Source organism: Desulfallas thermosapovorans DSM 6562, from assembly GCF_008124625.1.
Taxonomy (GTDB): domain Bacteria; phylum Bacillota; class Desulfotomaculia; order Desulfotomaculales; family Desulfallaceae; genus Sporotomaculum; species Sporotomaculum thermosapovorans.
In genome coordinates, this window is the sequence record NZ_VNHM01000009.1 from 54708 (window position 1) to 72725 (window position 18018).

Consider the following 18018-nt stretch of genomic DNA (forward strand, 5'->3'; position numbering starts at 1 on the left):
GATTATAGAAAGGGGTTAAACCTTTTTTCAGCCCCAATGGTGGAGGCGGGGCCGTGGCCGGGATAAACCTTTGTTTCATCAGCAAAGCCCAGCAGTTTGGTTTTTATGGAGTTAATCAATACCTGGTGACTGCCCCCGGGCAGGTCGGAACGCCCCACCGAGCCGGCAAAAAGGGTATCCCCGGTTATTAATATATGACCTGTTTTGAGGCAAATACCACCGGGGGTATGGCCCGGAGTATGCAGCACTTCCAAAGTAATATGACCCACCTGTATTGTATCCCCGTCCTCCAAAAGCCGGTCGGCCTTCTGGGGGTTAAGGGAGCCAATGGGTAGAACAGAATACTTCGCCGGGTTGGCTAGTCTTTCGGCGTCACCCGGGTGTATCAGCACCCCGGCACCGGTGGCTGCCTGTACCTCATCCAGCGCACCGATATGGTCGACGTGGCCGTGGGTGAGGATTATGTATTTGCATTGCAAATGCAGTTTGTTTAGTTTATCCAAAATAATTTCCCCCTCGTCGCCGGGATCCACCACCGCAGCGATACCGGTTTGGGGACAACCGATGATGTAACAATTAGTGGCCAGGGGGCCTACTTCAAGCCGTTCCAAAATCAAAACAAATCCCTCCGATTATTTTTTTGTGCACGGGTTAGCTTTAAAGGCAACCAATTCCAAACTTTCAGTTTAATCTACCAATAAAGCACGGAGAATTACCGGGATATCACCTTGGTTCGCAGTTATTGCGTCTTGCTGCCCCAAGCCAGTATTTACGAAACAAGTATCCGTTTATCCAAATAAAGCAGTTACTTTAATAAACTTTAAGCCTGACCCCTTCTGTGTACGCTGTAGACGTCCTGGACCCGGCTGAACCGGTTGATGAGGTAATCAAGCTGGTCCATGTTTCTCATTTCCAGGATCATTTCCACCACTCCGGTGTTGTCTTTGCGTCCCCGGGCGTTGACCCAGTTGGCGCTCATTTTTAGTTCCATCAGTATGGCCATGATGTCGCTGAGCAGTCCGGCCCGGTCCGCGCCCACGATTTCCAGGCGTACCTGGAAGGGGGAGTGAAAATCTTTGTCCCAGGCCACTTCCACCAGGCGGTCGGGCTCGTTGAGCAGGGACTCCACATTGGGGCAATCTTCCCGGTGAATGGAGACCCCCCTGCCGCGGGTGATATAGCCCACTATGTCATCGCCGGGTACCGGGTTGCAGCAATGGGCCAGCCTGATTAAAAGATTATCGATGCCCCGCACCCGAATACCCTGGGTGGGCTTGCCCCAGGAGGGTAAAGGGCGGGGTTCCGACTGCTGCAGCAGTGTGTTTAGACATTCACCGGCCAGGGCTTTTTTATCCGCCCGCAGCGCATCCTCCCGCAGTTTGTTGACCAAACTGGAGGCGGAAACGGTGCCATCGCCCACGGCGGCATAGACGTCATCCAAGCTGGCCAAATTCATTTTATGGCCATATTCAACTAGCTTATCACTTTTTACGGTCTCGGGCTCAAGGCCTTGTTTCTTGATTTCCCGTTCCAGCAATTCCCGGCCCCTGGCTATATTGTCTTCCCGCTGTTCCTTTTTAAACCACTGCCTGATCTTTGTTTTGGCCTGGGATGTTTTAACGATCTTCAGCCAGTCCCGGCTGGGACCGTGGCTCTGCTTGGAAGTCAATACTTCCACCCGGTCGCCGTTCTTGAGGGTGTAATCCAGGGGCACGATTTTATCGTTCACCTTGGCCCCCACGCAATTGTGCCCCACCTGGGTATGCACCCGGTAAGCAAAGTCCAGGGGTGTGGAACCGGCGGGGAATTCCATCACATCCCCCTTGGGGGTGAATACAAACACCACATCGGCGAAAAGATCTATTTTGAGGCTTTCCATAAACTCCCGGGCGTCTTTGAGATCCTTCTGCCAGTCCAACATCTGCCGCAGCCAGCTGAGTTTACGGTCGAAATCACCTTCCTTACCTCCACCTTCCTTGTAACGCCAGTGGGCGGCAATGCCGTATTCCGATGTGCGGTGCATTTCCCAGGTTCTGATTTGTATTTCCAGGGGGTCCCCCTGGGGGCTGACCACCGTGGTGTGCAGCGATTGGTACATATTTGATTTGGGCATGGCAATGTAATCTTTGAAACGACCGGGTATAGGCACCCATAATGTGTGCACCGTACCCAGGACGGCATAACAATCCCGCACCGAATCCACCAGCACCCTGACTGCCATCACGTCATAGATCTGGTTAAACTCCAATTGCTGCTTTTGCATTTTCGTATATATACTGTACAGGTTCTTGGGTCGTCCCTGGATTTCAGCGTTGATTTTTACCTCAATCAATTTCTTGTGCAGCACGGATATAATGGATCGAATATAATCCTCCCGTTTTTTACGGGTCCGGGACACCAGGTCGGCCAGTTCATAATATTTTTCCGGATTACTGAAACGAAAAGCCAGGTCCTCCAGTTCCCACTTCAGCCTGTAAATACCCAACCGGTGTGCCAGGGGGGCGAATATCTCCAGCGTTTCCAGCGCTATCTCCCGTTGTTTGTGCTCCTGGTGGTATTGGAGCGTGCGCATATTATGCAGCCGGTCAGCCAGTTTTATAAGCACCACCCGGATATCCCGCGCCATGGCCAAAAACATTTTACGCAGGTTTTCCACCTGCCGCTCTTCCTTGGAACGGTACTCCAGGCGACTTAATTTAGTTACCCCGTCCACCAGCTGGGCCACTTCCCGGCCAAAACGCTTTTCTATTTCCTCCAGGGTAACCCCGGTATCTTCCACTGTATCATGCAACAGGCCGGCCACCAGGGTATCCATATCCATTTCCAGATCAGCCAAAATGGCGGCAATGGCCACCGGGTGAGTGACATAGGGTTCCCCGGAAATGCGCTTTTGCCCGGCATGTGCTTCACTGGCAAAGGCAAAGGCTCGCTTGAGCAGCTGCAAATCGGCATCGGGGTTATATAAAATTACCTTTTGAATGACATCTTCCAGAGACATAATTTACGCCCCACTTGCTTTAACATTAAGATCTATCCAGTTAAGCCCGTTTGACTTTATGTTATGAGCCCAGTTAAAAGTAGGTGATGCTGATAAATCCAGTTTTTTACCTTTAAAAGGCAATAATTTATACTTTAGCATATCCTCTTGCCAGTCAAATTGCAATAACCCCAGATCGGCAAATATCGCTGCGGCCACCACCAGCGATATACACGAATACATAGAGTAACCCGCCCGGGCCATTTTTTCCAGTACCGCGGTTTTACTGACCGCGCCCGGGCTGCCGGAAGCCAGGGAGCGCAGCAGCGCGTAATAATGGGCCAGCACATCCCTTTCCGGCGCCAATTCCTCCAGGTGCCTGCGGTTTTCATCCCAGTCCTCGGCACCGTAAAGAAGCTCCAAGCCAGGTGCGGATCTGGTCCCGGCCAGTTCTTTAAGCTGCTGCCAATCCAACACCGTGGCCGGCGGACGCACCAACAAAACCCTGTCGAAAGGGCCTTTTAGCGCCCCCTTCTCCCCCAGGCAGACCGGCGTAACTACCGCCAGCTTAATCATTTGCCGGTTTATTTTGTTCAACTGATCATTTATGTAGTCCCGGGACATGAAACCGTGAAGACAGGTTATCAAACCGGAAAACTGGCTGTTATGGTTCTCTATATAACGGTATACCTGCAATGCGTGGCAAGCACAGTTAGCCACCAGCAGTGTACAACCCGGGGATGGGTTCAGCCGGGCCAACCGTTTTTCCCTGAGGGCCCCCGCTGGTACCCGGTTCTGCGCCGGTGGTAACACGGGGCCACCCGGAGCGGGCGCTGCGAAATCAGCCGGGAAATTAGTTCCGGATTCCATAACACCTGCACGCAAAGTGTTCATTTCCGGGGGTAGCGAGTAACCCCTTTGGCTTAAAAATTCTTGCAGCAAACAGGTAATTGTTTCGGGGACTAAAACCAGATCACCGGCAAAGCGCAAATTATCTTCCCGCCACTGTCCCTTTTCCTCCGCCAGCGGCTCCGGATGTACGTCATGCACTTTGACCTGTAAATTACGACGACCCTGCCAGGTATTTACTGTAGGTGTAAAGGCCACGCTGATTTCCTTTCCGGTCGCCAATTCACCGGCGAACCGGCCCAGGTTGAATCCAATGCCATCCATGGAAACATTGCGATCACTAAGCAGCATTTTAAGGTGGGCGTTATTTTTACCCACGCCGCGACAGTTAACCAACCTGGCCTGCTTCAAAGCAAACAGCGGCCCCGGATTTCCATGCCCGTAGGGGGCTAATTTTTCTATTTCGTTAATCAGTTGGAAAGTAATATCTTGTAGAGAAACCAGTGCATCCAGTTCCATGACCGGTTCAGTATCCGTTATACCAGGGTGAACTACAGCATAGTCATTGATTTTTTCCCGGAGTTCATCTATTTGTTCCACCGGCAGGGAGAATCCGGCCGCCAAGGCATGGCCGCCGTATCCGGCCAGACAACCGGAGCAATACTCCAGCGCGCTATATAGGTTAAAGCCTCCGGTGCTCCGGGCCGAGCCCCTGCCCAACCCATTGTCGCAGGCCACCAGCAGAACTGGCTTGTAAAATCGATCCACCAGGCGGGAGGCCACAATACCGATGACGCCCGGATGCCAGTTGGCGGATGCAAGCACCAGTACATCCTGGTCAGCCAGCTGCGGATCGTTTTCCAACATGCCCAGGGCCTCGGATAGAGTATCTGCCTCAAGCCTTTGCCGTTCCTGGTTGGCTTGATTCAATAACAAGGCCATCTCCCGGGCTTTTTCATGATCATCACACAATAACAATTCCACAGCCAGACCGGCATCATCCAGACGTCCCGCCGCATTGATACGTGGGGCCAGGATAAACCCCACTTCCCAGGTTGACAGTGCGTCTTCCTTCACACCGGATACCTGACAAAGTGCCCGCAGGCCGGGCCTAGGGGAATTTGCTAAATATGATAGCCCGTGTTTGACCAGAATACGGTTTTCCCCTTGCAGGGGCACTATATCGGCAATGGTGCCCAAACAAACCAGGTCCAGGTATTCTTCCCAGCCAAAGGGATGTTCTCGTGCTGCCAGCAGCGCCTGTACCAGTTTAAAGGCCACCCCCACCCCGGCCAGGTCACTAAAAGGGTAATGACAATCTTTACGTTTGGGGTTAACCACCGCCGCTGCCCGGGGCAACTCCGGGGGCGGCTCGTGGTGGTCGGTGATAATAACAACAGGACCGCCGCCGAGGTTGGCTTCATCTATCTCGGCAACGGCGCTGATACCGCAATCAACGGTGAGTACAAGACCTATACCTGATTCCCGGGCTCTTTGCAATACCGGGGTGTGTAAACCATATCCATCATCAAGCCGGTGGGGTATATAGTACTCCACATTTCCCCCCAGGCGGCGCAGCACGTGCACCAGCAAGGCGGTTCCGGTGACCCCGTCCACATCATAATCGCCGTAAACTAAAATTTTATCTCCCCGGGCCAGTGCCCGGCAAATAAGCTGCACCGCCCGGGGCAGGTCACCCATTAATTCCGGCGGGTGAAGCTCTTTTATTGAGGCATTGAGGAATGCCCGGGCTGCTTTAACGGTATATATTCCCCGGTTAATTAAAAGCTGGGCCATCAGTGAAGAAACGCCCAGCCCTTTGGACAGTATTAACTGTAATACCGGTTCAGCTGCTTTAATTACCCATTTTTTGCTCTTTTGCATTTTTCCTCCGTCTTGAAAATCAGCTACCATTCATTATAATCAAGAGCCAAATCCATGGCAACAAATGCCCGGCAGGTTTAACTAATAATTTGGTTGGGTTTTAATCGCTTTAGGTCTCTCTTCAAGAGTTTGTCCGAAAGGTAGGCTTTGGTGCACCGCAAAAGCCGGCCAACACGCAATATTATAACTGGATATCGCACGGACTTTTCCATCAGCCTTTTTAAGATAGCTTAAAGCTGGCCGTACTGCCTTTTTTGGTGGTTTTAATTTCCAGGCGGGCGTCGATGATTTCTTTAAGCTCGGGTACGTGGGAGATAATACCCACCAGGCGTCCGCCCTGTTGCAGGTCCATTAACGCCCGCATGGCCAAATCCAGGGATTCGGGATCCAGGGTGCCGAATCCTTCATCCACCAAAATGGTATCCAGGTGCATGCCTCCCGCATAGGACTGGACCACATCGGCCAACCCCAGGGCCAAAGAAAGCGAGGCCAGAAAGGTTTCTCCGCCGGACAGGGTGGCCACCCCCCGGGCCACGCCGGTATAGGTATCAAAAACCTCCAGATCCAGACCACCGGCGGCATTGCTGCGGGATCGATCCAGGGTGCGCTGCAGATGATAACGCCCCCGGCTCATTACCTTTAGGCGCCCGGTGGCGGCCACGGTGACATCATCCAGCAGCGCCCCCAGCACAAAACGCTGGAAGGTCAGCCCGTACTTGTTTTTACCGTTGGCCACTTCGGCCAGGCGCCCCCATAACGCGTACCTTTGCTCCAGTTCTTTTATTTCATTATCCAGGGCTGAAACTGTCTTGATCCAATCATATTCTTGCTTAACCAGCGAACGCAGCCGGGTAACTTGCTGCAGCGCCTCATCCCGTTTTTTTTCCGCCGCCGCCAGTATGCCGGCTATCTTTTCCAGATCGGGTTCGGCCAAACCCGCAGCCCGCTCCACAGCCCTGTCCCGGCGGTCCCGGGCGGCTTTCAGGGCGGCGGCAAAATCGTTAATGGTTTTTTCCAGCCTTTGCATTTGCTCCGGGGTTCTTTTGGCCCGGTCGTACCCGGTAATTTCGGAAAAACCGGCTGCTTTCAGCCGCACGGCGAAAATCTCCTCGGCCTCCGCAGCCCGGTCCCTGGCCGCCTGCCAGGCACTTTGGGCTTCGGTTACCGCCGTCTCGGCCTTGACCAGACCCTGGCCGGCTATCTCTGCCGCTTGCCTGGCCTGTTCCAGCGCGGCCACCAGTTCATCGCGCCTGCCCAGCGCCGCCCGGCGGGCTTTATGCAATGCCTGCAGGTCACGCAATTCCTCCGGAATGGTGGATTCCCTTTCCTGCACCACCGCCCGGGCGGACTTCAAAGTGGCAACTGCCTCTCGCACTTCCCCTTCCAGAGCCTCCAGCTGTTTATGGACATTTTTTTCTTCGTTTTTTAGCATCTCCAGAGCCCGGGACAGAGAGTCCGCGGCTTCCCTGGCCTTCAATGACCGGCTCCACATTTGTTTAGCTTGCTCTACGGCAGCCTCAAGGGCGGCCGGATCGATGCAGGCCCGCTCGCCCAACTCGGTTTCCAGATCTTTTATTTTACTTTCCATAGTGGCTATTTCTGCAACATAGCGGTTTGTTTCAGTTTTTACCTTGTCGCGGTAATCCTCCAACTTGTTTAATTGCTGCTGCCGGGCTTTAATATCTTCTTCAGAGGGTACCTGCCCGGCGCTTTTGGCCGGTGCGGGATGTACCGCAGAGCCACACACGGGACAGGGCCGACCGGCAATTAACCCACTCGCCAGTATGGAGGCCTGTCCTTTATACCACGTCTCCTGTAATGCGGACAACTCCTCTTTGGCCCGGGCGTAATCATTATCCGCCTGCCGGCATTTCCGCAGGACCTGATCCATTCTTTTACGCAGCGGCTCCAACTGCCGGCGCAACAATTCCAGGTTTTTTCTTTTAGCGCTGATTTGTTCCGCTTCCCGGCAGGCCACCTCCAAACCATGGCTCAGGGCAGCCTGGTTGGCAGCGTCATCGCGCAGTTTGGTCTTTTCTTCCATGGTCGCCTGTAAAGCAGTCAAAGAAGCCCTGGCTTTGTTATATTTATCTTGCAATGCTTTGGCCCGCCGTTGTGCCGTCGCCACATCTTCCCGGGCCCTGGCCAGGGAATCAACCTTGCCGGTCAAGTCATCCAGGCGGTTAACCTCCCGCACAGCGGCCTCTCGCTGGTGCTCCCTGCTCTTTTCCACGGCCCAATTTTGCATCGCCTTTTCTCTGGCCTGTCGTGCCCTTTGCAGTTCCGCCCGCCGGGAGGCCAGGTTTTTCTCCGCAGCAGCGGATTCCCTGCGGCGGGCCTGCAAAGTGCTTTCGGCATCCAGCAAACCAGCCGCCTGGCGGGCATTGGCCAGTTCCTCCCGGGCGGCCTTCACGCGCGGGATTTTTTGCTCCAGCTCAGCCACCTCAGCCAGAGCCCGTTTTTGCTCATCAAGCAACTCCCGGGCCTTTTGCCCGGCGACCAGCTGTTCCCGGGCCCTTTCAACCTCTGCCCTGCAAGCAGCCACCTTTTCCACCGCCGCTTTCAATTCCAGTCTGTGGTCCTGCCAGCGCCGGTACAGTTCATCCGGTCCCTCCGCAGCGGCTTGCTGCAGTACCCATTTCCGCTGTTCCTGTACCCCTTCCACCTTTTTTTTCAGCTTGGTGGCTGACTCTTTAAGGCGTTCTTCAATCAAACGATATAACTCAATATGAAAAAGGGTTTCCATAATAACCTGGCGTTCTTTGGAATCCGCCACCAACAGTTTGCGAAATTCCCCCTGAGGCAACAGCACCACCTGGCGGAACTGGCTGCTTTTAAAGCCCAGCAAATTTTCCACCGCTGCCCGCACCTTTACCCACCCGCTGGCCAGCACCGACCCTTCCGCTCCCCCGGCGGTATCCAGCCCGGTTCTTTTCCACAGGGTGGCATCGGGCCGCATGGTGGTGGTTCCCGGGCCGTGTTTTTTGGGCCGTTCCTGCTCCGGGCGGCGCCGGACACGGTAAACACCGGACCCGATGGCAAAATCAAAGGTTACCTCGGTCACCGTATCGGGATTGGCATGATCACTGCGCATTTGCTTGCCTTCCCGCTGGGCACCGCTGGTGTCACCGTACAGGGCAAAGCACATGGCGTCAAGAATGGTGGTTTTGCCCGCGCCGGTGGGCCCGTGAATCAGAAAAAAGGACCGGTCACCCAGTTCAGTGAAATCAATTTCTTGCACACCGGCATAAGGGCCAAAGGCGCACATAATGAGCCGCAGCGGCTTCATGCCAGCACCCCCGTTTCCCGCTGTTCCGTAAGACGGGCCGCCCCGCCCCCCTGTTCAGGCCGGTAATCCTGGCGATAAATTTGTTCCACTATACCGGCAATTACCCTTTGCTGCTCCGAGGTCAACTCCTCACCGGCCACCTGTTGGAAAAAGGATGCAAATAAATCCAACTCCCCCAAACGGCGGTGGTCGCCCCCCGGGCCGCGCAAATCACCGCCGCAGTTCAAATGGGGACGCTCAATATGCAGTACATTGGGGTAAACTTCCCGTAGCTTGCCCATGGCGTCCAATATCGCCCCCGAATCCCGCAGGGTCACCATAATATAATCCTCCCGGCTCACCCCCGGGGGCGGCCCCACCAGCAGGTCCCTTAAAAAACCGTCCAGGCGGCGCACATCCCGGCGGGGGCATAGAGCAATTTCCTCCCGGGTAACTACTCCCCGGGCATCCATTTCCACCAGGGTCACGGATTTTTTATGCTCCGCTTCGGAGAAGGAATATTTCATCAAGGAACCGGCGTAGCGGATTTGCTCTTCCCCGGCGGGCTGGGCTTTGTGCAAGTGTCCCAGGGCTGTATAGTTAAAGGCCCGAAAGTGGGCGACCTGCACTTTATCCGCCCCGCCAATGGAAAGGGGCCGCTCCGATTCGCTTCCCTCCCCACCCGCTACAAAGGCGTGGGCCAGGGCCACCTTGCGGGCGCCCCCGGGCACCCGGGCCTGCCAGTAATCAACCAGCACGGCCATGGCGCTGTCATGCCCCCGGGCATCCTGTACCCCCAGGCAATCCCGCACCACGGGCGGGTCAACGTAGGGTACGGGACAAAAATAAACCGGGCCGTGGCAGTCTTCAATGACCACCGGGGCCAGGTCGTTATCGGGTTGACTGGTTATGTGGAGACCCTGGCGGGCCAGCAGCCGGTGGCCAAAGCCCAATCGCCTGGCACTGTCGTGGTTACCGGCAATTATTAAAACAGGTACCCGGCAGTCCATAACTATCCGGTAAAGTACCTCATCCAACAGTTGCACCGCTTCATGGGGAGGTACGGAGCGGTCATAGATATCCCCGGCAATTAAAACCGCATCCGGCCTGGCATCGTGAACGAGCCCGATAAATTGTTCCAAAACATAAGCCTGGTCATCCGTCAAATGCACACCGTGAAAAATACGGCCTAAATGCCAGTCGGCGGTATGTATGAAACGCATGTTACATCACCCCGTTTTATCATACAATCGTTTAAAAATCAAAACCGGATGTGGCCCTGGCCCACTCCCCGGTGTCAATGTATCATTACCCGCAGGACCCCGGTCACTTTGTTTGACCTTTTATTAATATTTCGTCGCTTTATTGCCTTTACCTTTTTCATCAAAAAATACAATCCGCCCCTTAATACATAAAGAATGACCATAAACTCCTAAACCCGGGCAGTGTTATACCACTTTTATCCTATTGACTTAACCCAACAACAGCAATACAATAATAACAAACAAATGTTTGGGTTTCCAGTGGGAGGTGAAGCAAATATGGAAGACAATGTTTTATGGGAAAAACACCGGTTATACCTGCCCGAAATGCGCCGCCGGGCCATCCACCGGTGCCGGCATTGTAAATTCTTTGTCGCCATCAAAGGCAAGGAGGAAACACGACATGGCTGTATTGTGCATATCAAGGCCTATGGCCGCTTGAAAAAACGTATTCCCCCTGTTTTGCCGGTTATGGATATCATTAAATATGTAGGGCTTGAAGGACTGGGGGAGTGTTTAAAACACAGTAATCCCGAGGCACAAAGCTGCGGGGAATTTAAACTCAAAGTTTAAATTCCCCGACTAATTAACCCGCACCTTCTTTTAAATAACGCCGGTGTGCTTTATAATAAGAAGGTTAATTTATAAATTGAGGTAAACTAACATGGGACCAATCAACTCTATACAGCTGGTCAGCACGGTAAGTTTTTTAATGAATTTCGCCATCCAGGGATCGCTTATCTATATCCCCCTGTTAAGCGCGCAAATGGGCGCTTCGGATTTTGAAGTGGGGATAATCGGGGCCTGCTACGGCAGCGCATACCTGTTATCCTCCCTTTATTTCGGGCGTCAATCCGACCGGTTGGGCAGATTGGGCTTTATCCGCAGCGGGCTGTTGCTTTGCGCCCTGACCTTCGCCGCCCAGCTGCTGGCGGGTCATATTTTCACCCTGGGCCTGGTACGGGCCGGGGTGGGCTTGGCTCTGGGTATAACCACCGCTGCCCTGGTGGCCTACGCCTTCGAAGCAGGGGCCAATATGGGGCGTTTCAGTTCCTACGGATCCCTTGGCTGGATAGCAGGGGCGTTGCTGGCAGCTTATTTAAGCAATATTGCCTATCTTTTTGCGGTAAGTTCCCTGTGCTGCGCAATCGCTTTTTTTATCTCCCTGCGGTTTCCCGGGGAAACCACAGGGAAGCGAAATTCCTCCAAGGCGCAGTTGCCCAGTTTGAAAAATGTTTTTAAGGAGGGCTGGCCGGTTTACCTGGCTGTTTTTTTGCGGCATCTGGGTGCCGCGGCGGTTTGGATTATCCTGCCCCTTTATTTTATCTCCCTGGGCCTGGAGCAGTTTTGGGTGGGAATACTGTGGGGAATTAACTTTGCCGTACAATTTATCGTCATGCGCCATTTGGAACGTTTCAACCCCAACTCGATTTTTACCTTCGGCCAGGTTTTGTCCATTGGCGTATTTTTAGCCTATGTTCTGGCCAACCAGCTCTGGCAGTTGGTGATGATCCAGATAATGCTGGGGGTAACCTGGTCCTGCCTCTATGTGGGTGCATTGCTGCTGGTACTGAAAACCGGAGAGGATAAAGGTACCGCCAGCGGTATTTTCCAGGCCACCCTCAATCTTTGCAATGCCGCCGGGCCTTTTCTGGGTGGTATGATAGCCCACGGGTGGGGCTATAACGGGGTGATGATATTTGCCGCTGCGCTGGGCATGGCCGGGCTTGCCACGGCTATTCCCCGAGTCCAAAAACAACAGGCAGCTTAAGCAGTATAATTAAATAATGTTAAGCCGCCTGGACCATATATCATTTTATTATGCCTTATTTAAATTGGCAGCAACGCTCCGGCGATCTTTGGAACGATTTTTAGGATCTTTTTGGGGCAGAAAAACTTTTTTTACACTCTCACGCTTAGTTTTGTGCACCATGACATACAATATATCACCTAAGAGTATTTTCGTGCCTCCATATGGTGTAATGACCTTATCGTTGCGTATTATGGCGGCAATCAAAACGTCTTTGGGCAAATTAAGGTCCTGCACTTCCCGGTTCAAAGCGTTGGATTCTTCCTTGATGATGATTTCCATTATTTCCGTATTGGTTTTACCCATGGAAACAAGCTCGAGAGTATGGGTGGGGGTTACCTTTTCGCCTGCTGTCAGCCCTAATAAATTGGCTAAATAGGAAATGGTTGAGCCCTGGATAAGGGCGGAGGTGAGAACCACGAAAAACACTACATTGAAAATTAAACTGCTGTTTTCCAAGCCGGCAACCAGGGGGTATGTTGCCAGCACAACGGGGACGGCCCCCCTTAACCCCGACCAGGATATTAATGTTTTATCCCTTAAAGAAAAGCCCATTTTAGTCGTACTGATAAACACCGCAATAGGCCTGGCCACAAAGATTAGCAGTGCCGAAATAACAATCCCCTGCCAGGTTACCTGGAAAAGTTCATTGGGAAATACCAGCAGCCCCAGCAAAGTGAACAGGAGAATTTGGGACATCCAGGCAAATCCTTCATGAAAACGCACAATCGGTTGACGAAAGGTTAAATCCGCATTTCCCACTACTAAACCGGCCACGTATACAGCAACGATACCACTTCCTTTAAGTAGTGCCGTTGAACCATAGGTGAATACAGCAAACCCCAAAGCTAAAACAGGGTATAAGCCGGAGGTATCAAAGTTAATTTTATTGATACTCCACACCGCCAGTTTGCCCATTAAAATCCCCATAGCTAACCCAAAGCCCATTTGCCAGAAGAAACTTAAAAAAACCCCCAAAAAGTTCATATCGGGCATTTGGATCAACTGGATAAATGAAATGGTTAAAAACACCGCCATGGGGTCGTTGGAACCGGACTCGGCCTCCAGGGTTGTCTTCAACCTGGGTTTGATATTTTTATCTCCAAGTACCGCAAAGACCGCCGCGGCATCAGTTGATCCCACAATAGCACCGAACAATAGTCCTTCCAACCAGGTAATATCCAGGATTAACTTGGCCAGAACTCCAATGGACAATGAAGTTAACAAAACACCAACGGTGGCTAAAGAAATGGAGGGAATAAGAACCGGGCGCACATCTTCCCATCGTGTCTGCATACCGCCCTCAAACAAAATCACAACCAGTGCCATCATGGCACCCAATTGAGCCAGGGAGGCATTATCAAAATAAATAAAATTGTTCAGGAACATGCCCACGGCGATATACAGGATAAGCGAGGGGACACCCAATCGTGCAGAAAATCTGGTGGTAATAATACCGGCAATTAGTAAAATAGCAAATAAAAATATTATTTGATCTGTACTATTCATTGCTCACTCCCTTTCATCCCGTGTATTATAATTGTATCATAAAAGGCCTATTATTTCTATTTTATCATATACTTATATAACAATATATACGGACAAGATATACCCGGCAGTCGTAACTGTTATAGAGTCCGCTTCAATACCCGGCACCAACTCTTCTGCACACAGCGGTTTCAAATCTTAATCAAGTTATCCCCGGTATCAGTAAAAAACAACACCTTGCCCGAGCTTTGCAAGGCGTTGTTTTTCATATAATAACTTACTGTAATAATTTACTGTAGAAAATGCTCCTGCTGCTGCTCCCGGTAAGGTTGCTGTACGGGGAAAGGACGGTACGGACGGGCAAGGGATTCGGCCTGGGTGATCCGGTGTGCAGTTAAGAAGCCGTCGCTGATGGCGTGATTCAGTTTGCGCGGCTGCTTGGCGTCACCGACAACAAACACCCGCATGCCACGCTGCCTTAGTTCCTCTGCCAGGTGGTTTAGCGGCTGTGCCCCCACCGACAATACCACGTGGGTACAGGGAAGCCAGTGTTCCCGCCAATCACGGTCCACCGCCACCACACCGTCGGGCTTGATTTCCCGCACATTAAAACCGGTGATGGTATGCACGCCGGATTTACGCAGTTCATCCAAAAGTGCATGCCGGGAGATGGGCTCGGTATCCACAGCCAGTTCATCAATCATTTCCACCACGGTTACATCAATCCCGCGGTGTTTCAAATAGAGCGCGGTTTCACAGCCTACACTGCCGCCGCCTACCACAACCACCCGGTTACCAACTTCATATCTTCCGGCCAGCAATTCCCAGGCCGTGGTAACAGTGGGGTTATGAACGCCCGGTATATCCGGTATCAAAGGAGCGGCCCCCGTGGCCACGATGGTGGCATCCACATTCATGCCGGAAAGCATATCTGCGTTGACCTCGGTGTTTAAATGCACTTCCACACCCAGCTTGTGGATTTGGGTTTTCAGGTAGTCGATGGACCATCTTATTTTATCTTTGCCCGGTGGTACACAGGCCAATAATATTTGACCGCCCAGTTCAGGCTGTCTTTCAAACAGCGACACCCGGTGTCCCGCAGTGGCCAGTACCCGGGCCGCCTCCATACCGGCGGGTCCCCCACCCGCTATGGCAAAATGCATGGGGGAAAGGGTGGAAGTAATCTGTGGATACTCCAACTCCCGGCCAGCCACCGGGTTTACCGTGCAGCGCAGGTGAAGGTTTTTAAATACCCGCTCGCCAATGCACCAAATATTACAGGTAATACACTTTCTGATATCTTCGGTTCGTCCTTCCAGTGCTTTAAAGGGCCATTCGGGGTCGGCAATGAGGGTGCGCCCCAGGGCCACAAAATCAGCCCGCCCATCGGCAATAATACCCTCGGCCACCTCGGGAGTGCGAATGACTCCCACGGTAATTACAGGTATGTGTACTTCCCTTTTGATATTTTCCGCCAAATAAACCCGCCAGCCCTCGGCATAACTCATGGGCTCCAATATGGTGTTCATAGAGGCATAAACACCGGAGGAGATATCCAGGGCATCCACCCCGGCATCCTGCAGCATGCGGGCTATTTGTTTGGCCTCGTCAAGGTGGACACCGCCTTCCACGAATTCATCGGCGCTCATGCGAAATACCACGGGAAAGTTACTGCCCAGCTCATTCTTAATACCCCGTACAATCTCCAGCGGAAAGCGCATCCGGCCGTTCAAATCACCACCGTAAAGGTCGGAGCGACGGTTACTGAAGGGAGACATAAACTGGCCGATCAGGTAGCCATGGGCGCCATGCAGTTCCACACCGTCGTAACCCGCATTACGCGCGCGGGCGGCCGCCCTGATGAACATTTCCACGAGGTCCTGTATTTCCTCAACGGTCAGTTCCCTGGGCAGTACCTGCAAGTGCGGGTCCGGTATGGCGGAAGGTGCCACCGGCTGTAAACCAAAAGTGGATTCAGGGGTGGTCTGGCGCCCGGCATGATGCAACTGGGTGATTATCTTGGCACCGTGCTCCTTAACCGCCTCCACCAGCTCGTTATGCCCGGCTATATACGAGTCGTCGGATATACACAACTCGTTGGCAATGGCATTGCCCTGGGGTGCATCCACACAGTTTATTTCGGTAATGATTAACCCGACGCCCCCCTTGGCCCGCTCCCGGTAATAATGGATCATGGCCGGGGTAACAGCACCGTTTTCATTGGCCAGGTTGGTACCCATGGCAGGCATTACCGTACGGTTACGAATGCGCATCTGGCCGATTTGGCCTTCCCTAAATAAATTGGGAAATCTCAATTTATATTCCTCCTCTCACATGTTTGATGGTAGTATTTATAGTTGGAGGAATATTTAATCACGTTTTTAAAATTCGTTATCTATAAATTTCAGGGGCTTGACGGCGGGTAATGGCTTTGGTAACCCTGGCCTCGGCCAGCAATTCCCCACCAGGACCCAAAACCTCTACGTTCATAAAGGCCAACCGGTGGGCACGCCTGGCAACCCGGGCATGGAAAGTGACAGGCCCGGAGCCGGTACCCCGGTAGATGCTGCATTGATAATCAATGGTTACAGCAAATTCACCGGGCTCCAATAATGAACTCAAGGCTAAAAAAGCCGCCACATCGGAAACGGTATAAGTTACCCCCCCATGCAGTTTACCGGCCACATTCAGCGTATTGCTATTGATTGGTATACTAACCCGGGAATCCCCCTCACCCAGTTCTTCAACTTTTAAACCCAGGAACCGGTGCAGTGGCAAACTTTCCATGCTTTCCTTATAAATGCTCAACCTGTCTTTCATATTACAACACACCATCCCTCAAAAAAATGTAAAAAAGCACAAAAAAAGCCGGAACAGCAATACTCCGGCTCTTTCTATAGAGGCCTTTATTTATTACCAGTTGTTACGGGACCTGTAACAATCCCGGCAGTACACGGGTTTATCGCCACGGGGTTGAAAAGGCACCTGGGTTTCTCTGCCGCAGGCCGAACAAACCGCGTCAAACATTTGGCGTCTTTCACGGCCAAAATTGTTGCCCCCCCTGTTGGCGGCTTTACGAGCGGCGCGGCACTCGGGGCAGCGGCCGGGTTCATTGGCAAAGCCCTTTTCAGCGTAAAATTGTTGCTCGGAAGCAGTAAAGATAAAATCAGCACCACAGTCTTTACAATTTAAAGTTTTGTCTTCAAACACCGGAGAACCTCCTCTAATTGATTGCCCGTGCCGGGGATTAACAGTTTGATTCTTCCCCAGTCAAACAACAATAGAGAAAGTTACACCGTAATTCCAAGCATTTATCGAGCTAGAAGCATTATATCTTGCACCCCGTAAAAATGCAACATATTTCCCGTCCCACAAATAAATATTCCAAAGCAATAAATATTTTTAAAGGGAATTTTCGCTTTGTGGATAATAGTTTATTTAAATTTATTTATATGAGGTGTAATAAAAATGAGCAATGACAACGAGCTAAAACAGCTGGAAGTTATGCAGGAGCAGCTTAAAATGCTTGTAGATACAGTCGCCAAACTTCAACAGGAGTGCCACTGGTTAAGAAAAAAAATCACTCAACTGGAAGGCCAGCTAGCCGGTTACCCCAGGGGGAGCGACAAACACATTGGCGCCGGCGGCAAGTGTGATGGTATGGGCTACCTGCGCGCCAGGGCTCAACGCGAAAAATGCAACCTGAGAAACGATATGGCCTGTACCAGTTGTGGTGAGTGCGGTAAAAAACCTTCCAAAATGCATCCATAATGGACTATGTTCAGCAGGTTCGACCCGCTTTAAAACTTACAGGACTACCCCACAAAGGAGTAAAGCAATGAAGGCAAAGAAACTAAGCAGAAAGGGAACCATTATGCGTTCCAGGATCATCCACGCTGCTATGAAGGTATTTGCCGCATATGGATTTAAGGGTGCATCGACATCAATTATAGCAAAGGAAGCCGGCATAGAAAGCAGTCATATATTTATTTACTTTAAATCAAAGAAAGAACTTTACCTTACAGTATTGGAAAAGTTTACAAAGGACCAGCACAAGTTTATTTTTAATCCATATTACTTTTCTATAAAAAATGATCCCGAACTGCAGGTTCGCACCTTATTATCCAATTGGATATTATTTCTGGCTCACAACCCTGATTATCTCAGGCTTTATCGTTGGGAAATCAGTAATGGCAACTCCTTTTTACTCCAACTGAAATCCAAACCACTGATAAGCAAGGACCCATTCACTGTAGAATTATACAAAGTACTCTGTGAAGGAGTGGACAAGGGAGTATTTAACCCCACCGCCAAAAGGGTGGAAACCTTTGTTTCCCTAAACAATATATGTTTTGGCCTGTTCGTGAGAATGGAATTCTTTCAAGAACTGGGCTTGGACGTCGTAAAGTTAGCTAAGGCGGATGCCAATTACAGGAATTACATTATTGACCTCTGCCTGAAGCTGGTCAAGTGCTGAGAA

The 18018-nt window shown here is 51.8% G+C and carries 13 protein-coding genes; 4 read left to right on the plus strand and 9 right to left on the minus strand.

Features of this window, described 5'->3' with window-relative positions; translation table 11 throughout:
• Nucleotides 1–2: 2 nt before the first annotated feature.
• The 5 genes from LX24_RS09080 to LX24_RS09100 all read right to left on the minus strand — a co-directional run bounded on the left by LX24_RS09080 (nt 3) and on the right by LX24_RS09100 (nt 10201).
• Entirely contained in the window at nt 3–617 is a 615-nt protein-coding gene (locus tag LX24_RS09080; RefSeq protein WP_166511837.1) for an MBL fold metallo-hydrolase, read from the minus strand.
• A 203-nt stretch (nt 618–820) separates the two neighbouring features.
• Nucleotides 821–2998, minus strand: a complete 2178-nt coding sequence (locus LX24_RS09085; protein WP_207706574.1) for a RelA/SpoT family protein — start codon at nt 2996–2998, stop codon at nt 821–823.
• Between the two features lie 3 nt (nt 2999–3001).
• Nucleotides 3002–5710, minus strand: coding sequence for a single-stranded-DNA-specific exonuclease RecJ (recJ, locus tag LX24_RS09090; RefSeq protein ID WP_166511838.1), 2709 nt, complete (start codon nt 5708–5710; stop codon nt 3002–3004).
• A gap of 220 nt (nt 5711–5930) precedes the next feature.
• Complete coding sequence (locus LX24_RS09095) at nt 5931–8999, minus strand: AAA family ATPase (RefSeq protein WP_166511839.1); 3069 nt, start codon at nt 8997–8999, stop codon at nt 5931–5933.
• Nucleotides 8996–10201, minus strand: coding sequence for an exonuclease SbcCD subunit D (locus LX24_RS09100; protein WP_166511840.1), 1206 nt, complete (start codon nt 10199–10201; stop codon nt 8996–8998). The genes LX24_RS09095 and LX24_RS09100 overlap by 4 nt, the downstream gene beginning before the upstream one ends.
• A gap of 318 nt (nt 10202–10519) precedes the next feature.
• Here LX24_RS09100 and LX24_RS09105 point away from each other — a divergent pair, with 318 nt between their 5' ends.
• On the plus strand, nt 10520–10813 hold the full coding sequence (locus LX24_RS09105; RefSeq protein ID WP_166511841.1) for a hypothetical protein: 294 nt from the start codon (nt 10520–10522) through the stop codon (nt 10811–10813).
• A gap of 91 nt (nt 10814–10904) precedes the next feature.
• Complete coding sequence (locus LX24_RS09110) at nt 10905–12011, plus strand: MFS transporter (protein ID WP_166511842.1); 1107 nt, start codon at nt 10905–10907, stop codon at nt 12009–12011.
• A gap of 48 nt (nt 12012–12059) precedes the next feature.
• Here the strand turns inward: LX24_RS09110 and LX24_RS09115 are convergent, their stop codons facing one another.
• The 4 genes from LX24_RS09115 to LX24_RS09130 form a co-directional block, all read right to left on the minus strand.
• A complete protein-coding gene (locus LX24_RS09115; RefSeq protein ID WP_166511843.1) occupies nt 12060–13559 on the minus strand; it encodes a potassium/proton antiporter in 1500 nt (499 codons plus the stop codon).
• Nucleotides 13560–13828: 269 nt separating this feature from the next.
• The gene (locus LX24_RS09120) at nt 13829–15853 is read right to left on the minus strand and encodes an FAD-dependent oxidoreductase (RefSeq protein WP_166511844.1); all 2025 of its coding nucleotides are present in this window, start codon (nt 15851–15853) and stop codon (nt 13829–13831) included.
• A gap of 76 nt (nt 15854–15929) precedes the next feature.
• Complete coding sequence (locus LX24_RS09125) at nt 15930–16358, minus strand: PaaI family thioesterase (RefSeq protein ID WP_166511845.1); 429 nt, start codon at nt 16356–16358, stop codon at nt 15930–15932.
• A gap of 93 nt (nt 16359–16451) precedes the next feature.
• Entirely contained in the window at nt 16452–16748 is a 297-nt protein-coding gene (locus LX24_RS09130) for a zinc-ribbon domain containing protein (RefSeq protein ID WP_166511846.1), read from the minus strand.
• A gap of 258 nt (nt 16749–17006) precedes the next feature.
• Here LX24_RS09130 and LX24_RS09135 point away from each other — a divergent pair, with 258 nt between their 5' ends.
• Together LX24_RS09135 and LX24_RS09140 are read left to right on the plus strand one after the other, a co-directional pair.
• Complete coding sequence (locus LX24_RS09135) at nt 17007–17309, plus strand: hypothetical protein (RefSeq protein ID WP_166511847.1); 303 nt, start codon at nt 17007–17009, stop codon at nt 17307–17309.
• Nucleotides 17310–17376: 67 nt separating this feature from the next.
• Nucleotides 17377–18015, plus strand: a complete 639-nt coding sequence (locus LX24_RS09140; RefSeq protein ID WP_166511848.1) for a TetR/AcrR family transcriptional regulator — start codon at nt 17377–17379, stop codon at nt 18013–18015.
• Nucleotides 18016–18018: the final 3 nt, after the last annotated feature.

Coding starts and splice junctions, on each gene's coding strand:
- recJ (WP_166511838.1), bottom strand. CDS start 5,710: ATGCAAAAGAGCAAAAAATGGGTAATTAAAGCAGCTGAACCGGTATTA.
- LX24_RS09110 (WP_166511842.1), top strand. CDS start 10,905: ATGGGACCAATCAACTCTATACAGCTGGTCAGCACGGTAAGTTTTTTA.
- LX24_RS09140 (WP_166511848.1), top strand. CDS start 17,377: ATGAAGGCAAAGAAACTAAGCAGAAAGGGAACCATTATGCGTTCCAGG.
- LX24_RS09135 (WP_166511847.1), top strand. CDS start 17,007: ATGAGCAATGACAACGAGCTAAAACAGCTGGAAGTTATGCAGGAGCAG.
- LX24_RS09100 (WP_166511840.1), bottom strand. CDS start 10,201: ATGCGTTTCATACATACCGCCGACTGGCATTTAGGCCGTATTTTTCAC.
- LX24_RS09115 (WP_166511843.1), bottom strand. CDS start 13,559: ATGAATAGTACAGATCAAATAATATTTTTATTTGCTATTTTACTAATT.
- LX24_RS09095 (WP_166511839.1), bottom strand. CDS start 8,999: ATGAAGCCGCTGCGGCTCATTATGTGCGCCTTTGGCCCTTATGCCGGT.
- LX24_RS09085 (WP_207706574.1), bottom strand. CDS start 2,998: ATGTCTCTGGAAGATGTCATTCAAAAGGTAATTTTATATAACCCCGAT.
- LX24_RS09125 (WP_166511845.1), bottom strand. CDS start 16,358: ATGAAAGACAGGTTGAGCATTTATAAGGAAAGCATGGAAAGTTTGCCA.
- LX24_RS09105 (WP_166511841.1), top strand. CDS start 10,520: ATGGAAGACAATGTTTTATGGGAAAAACACCGGTTATACCTGCCCGAA.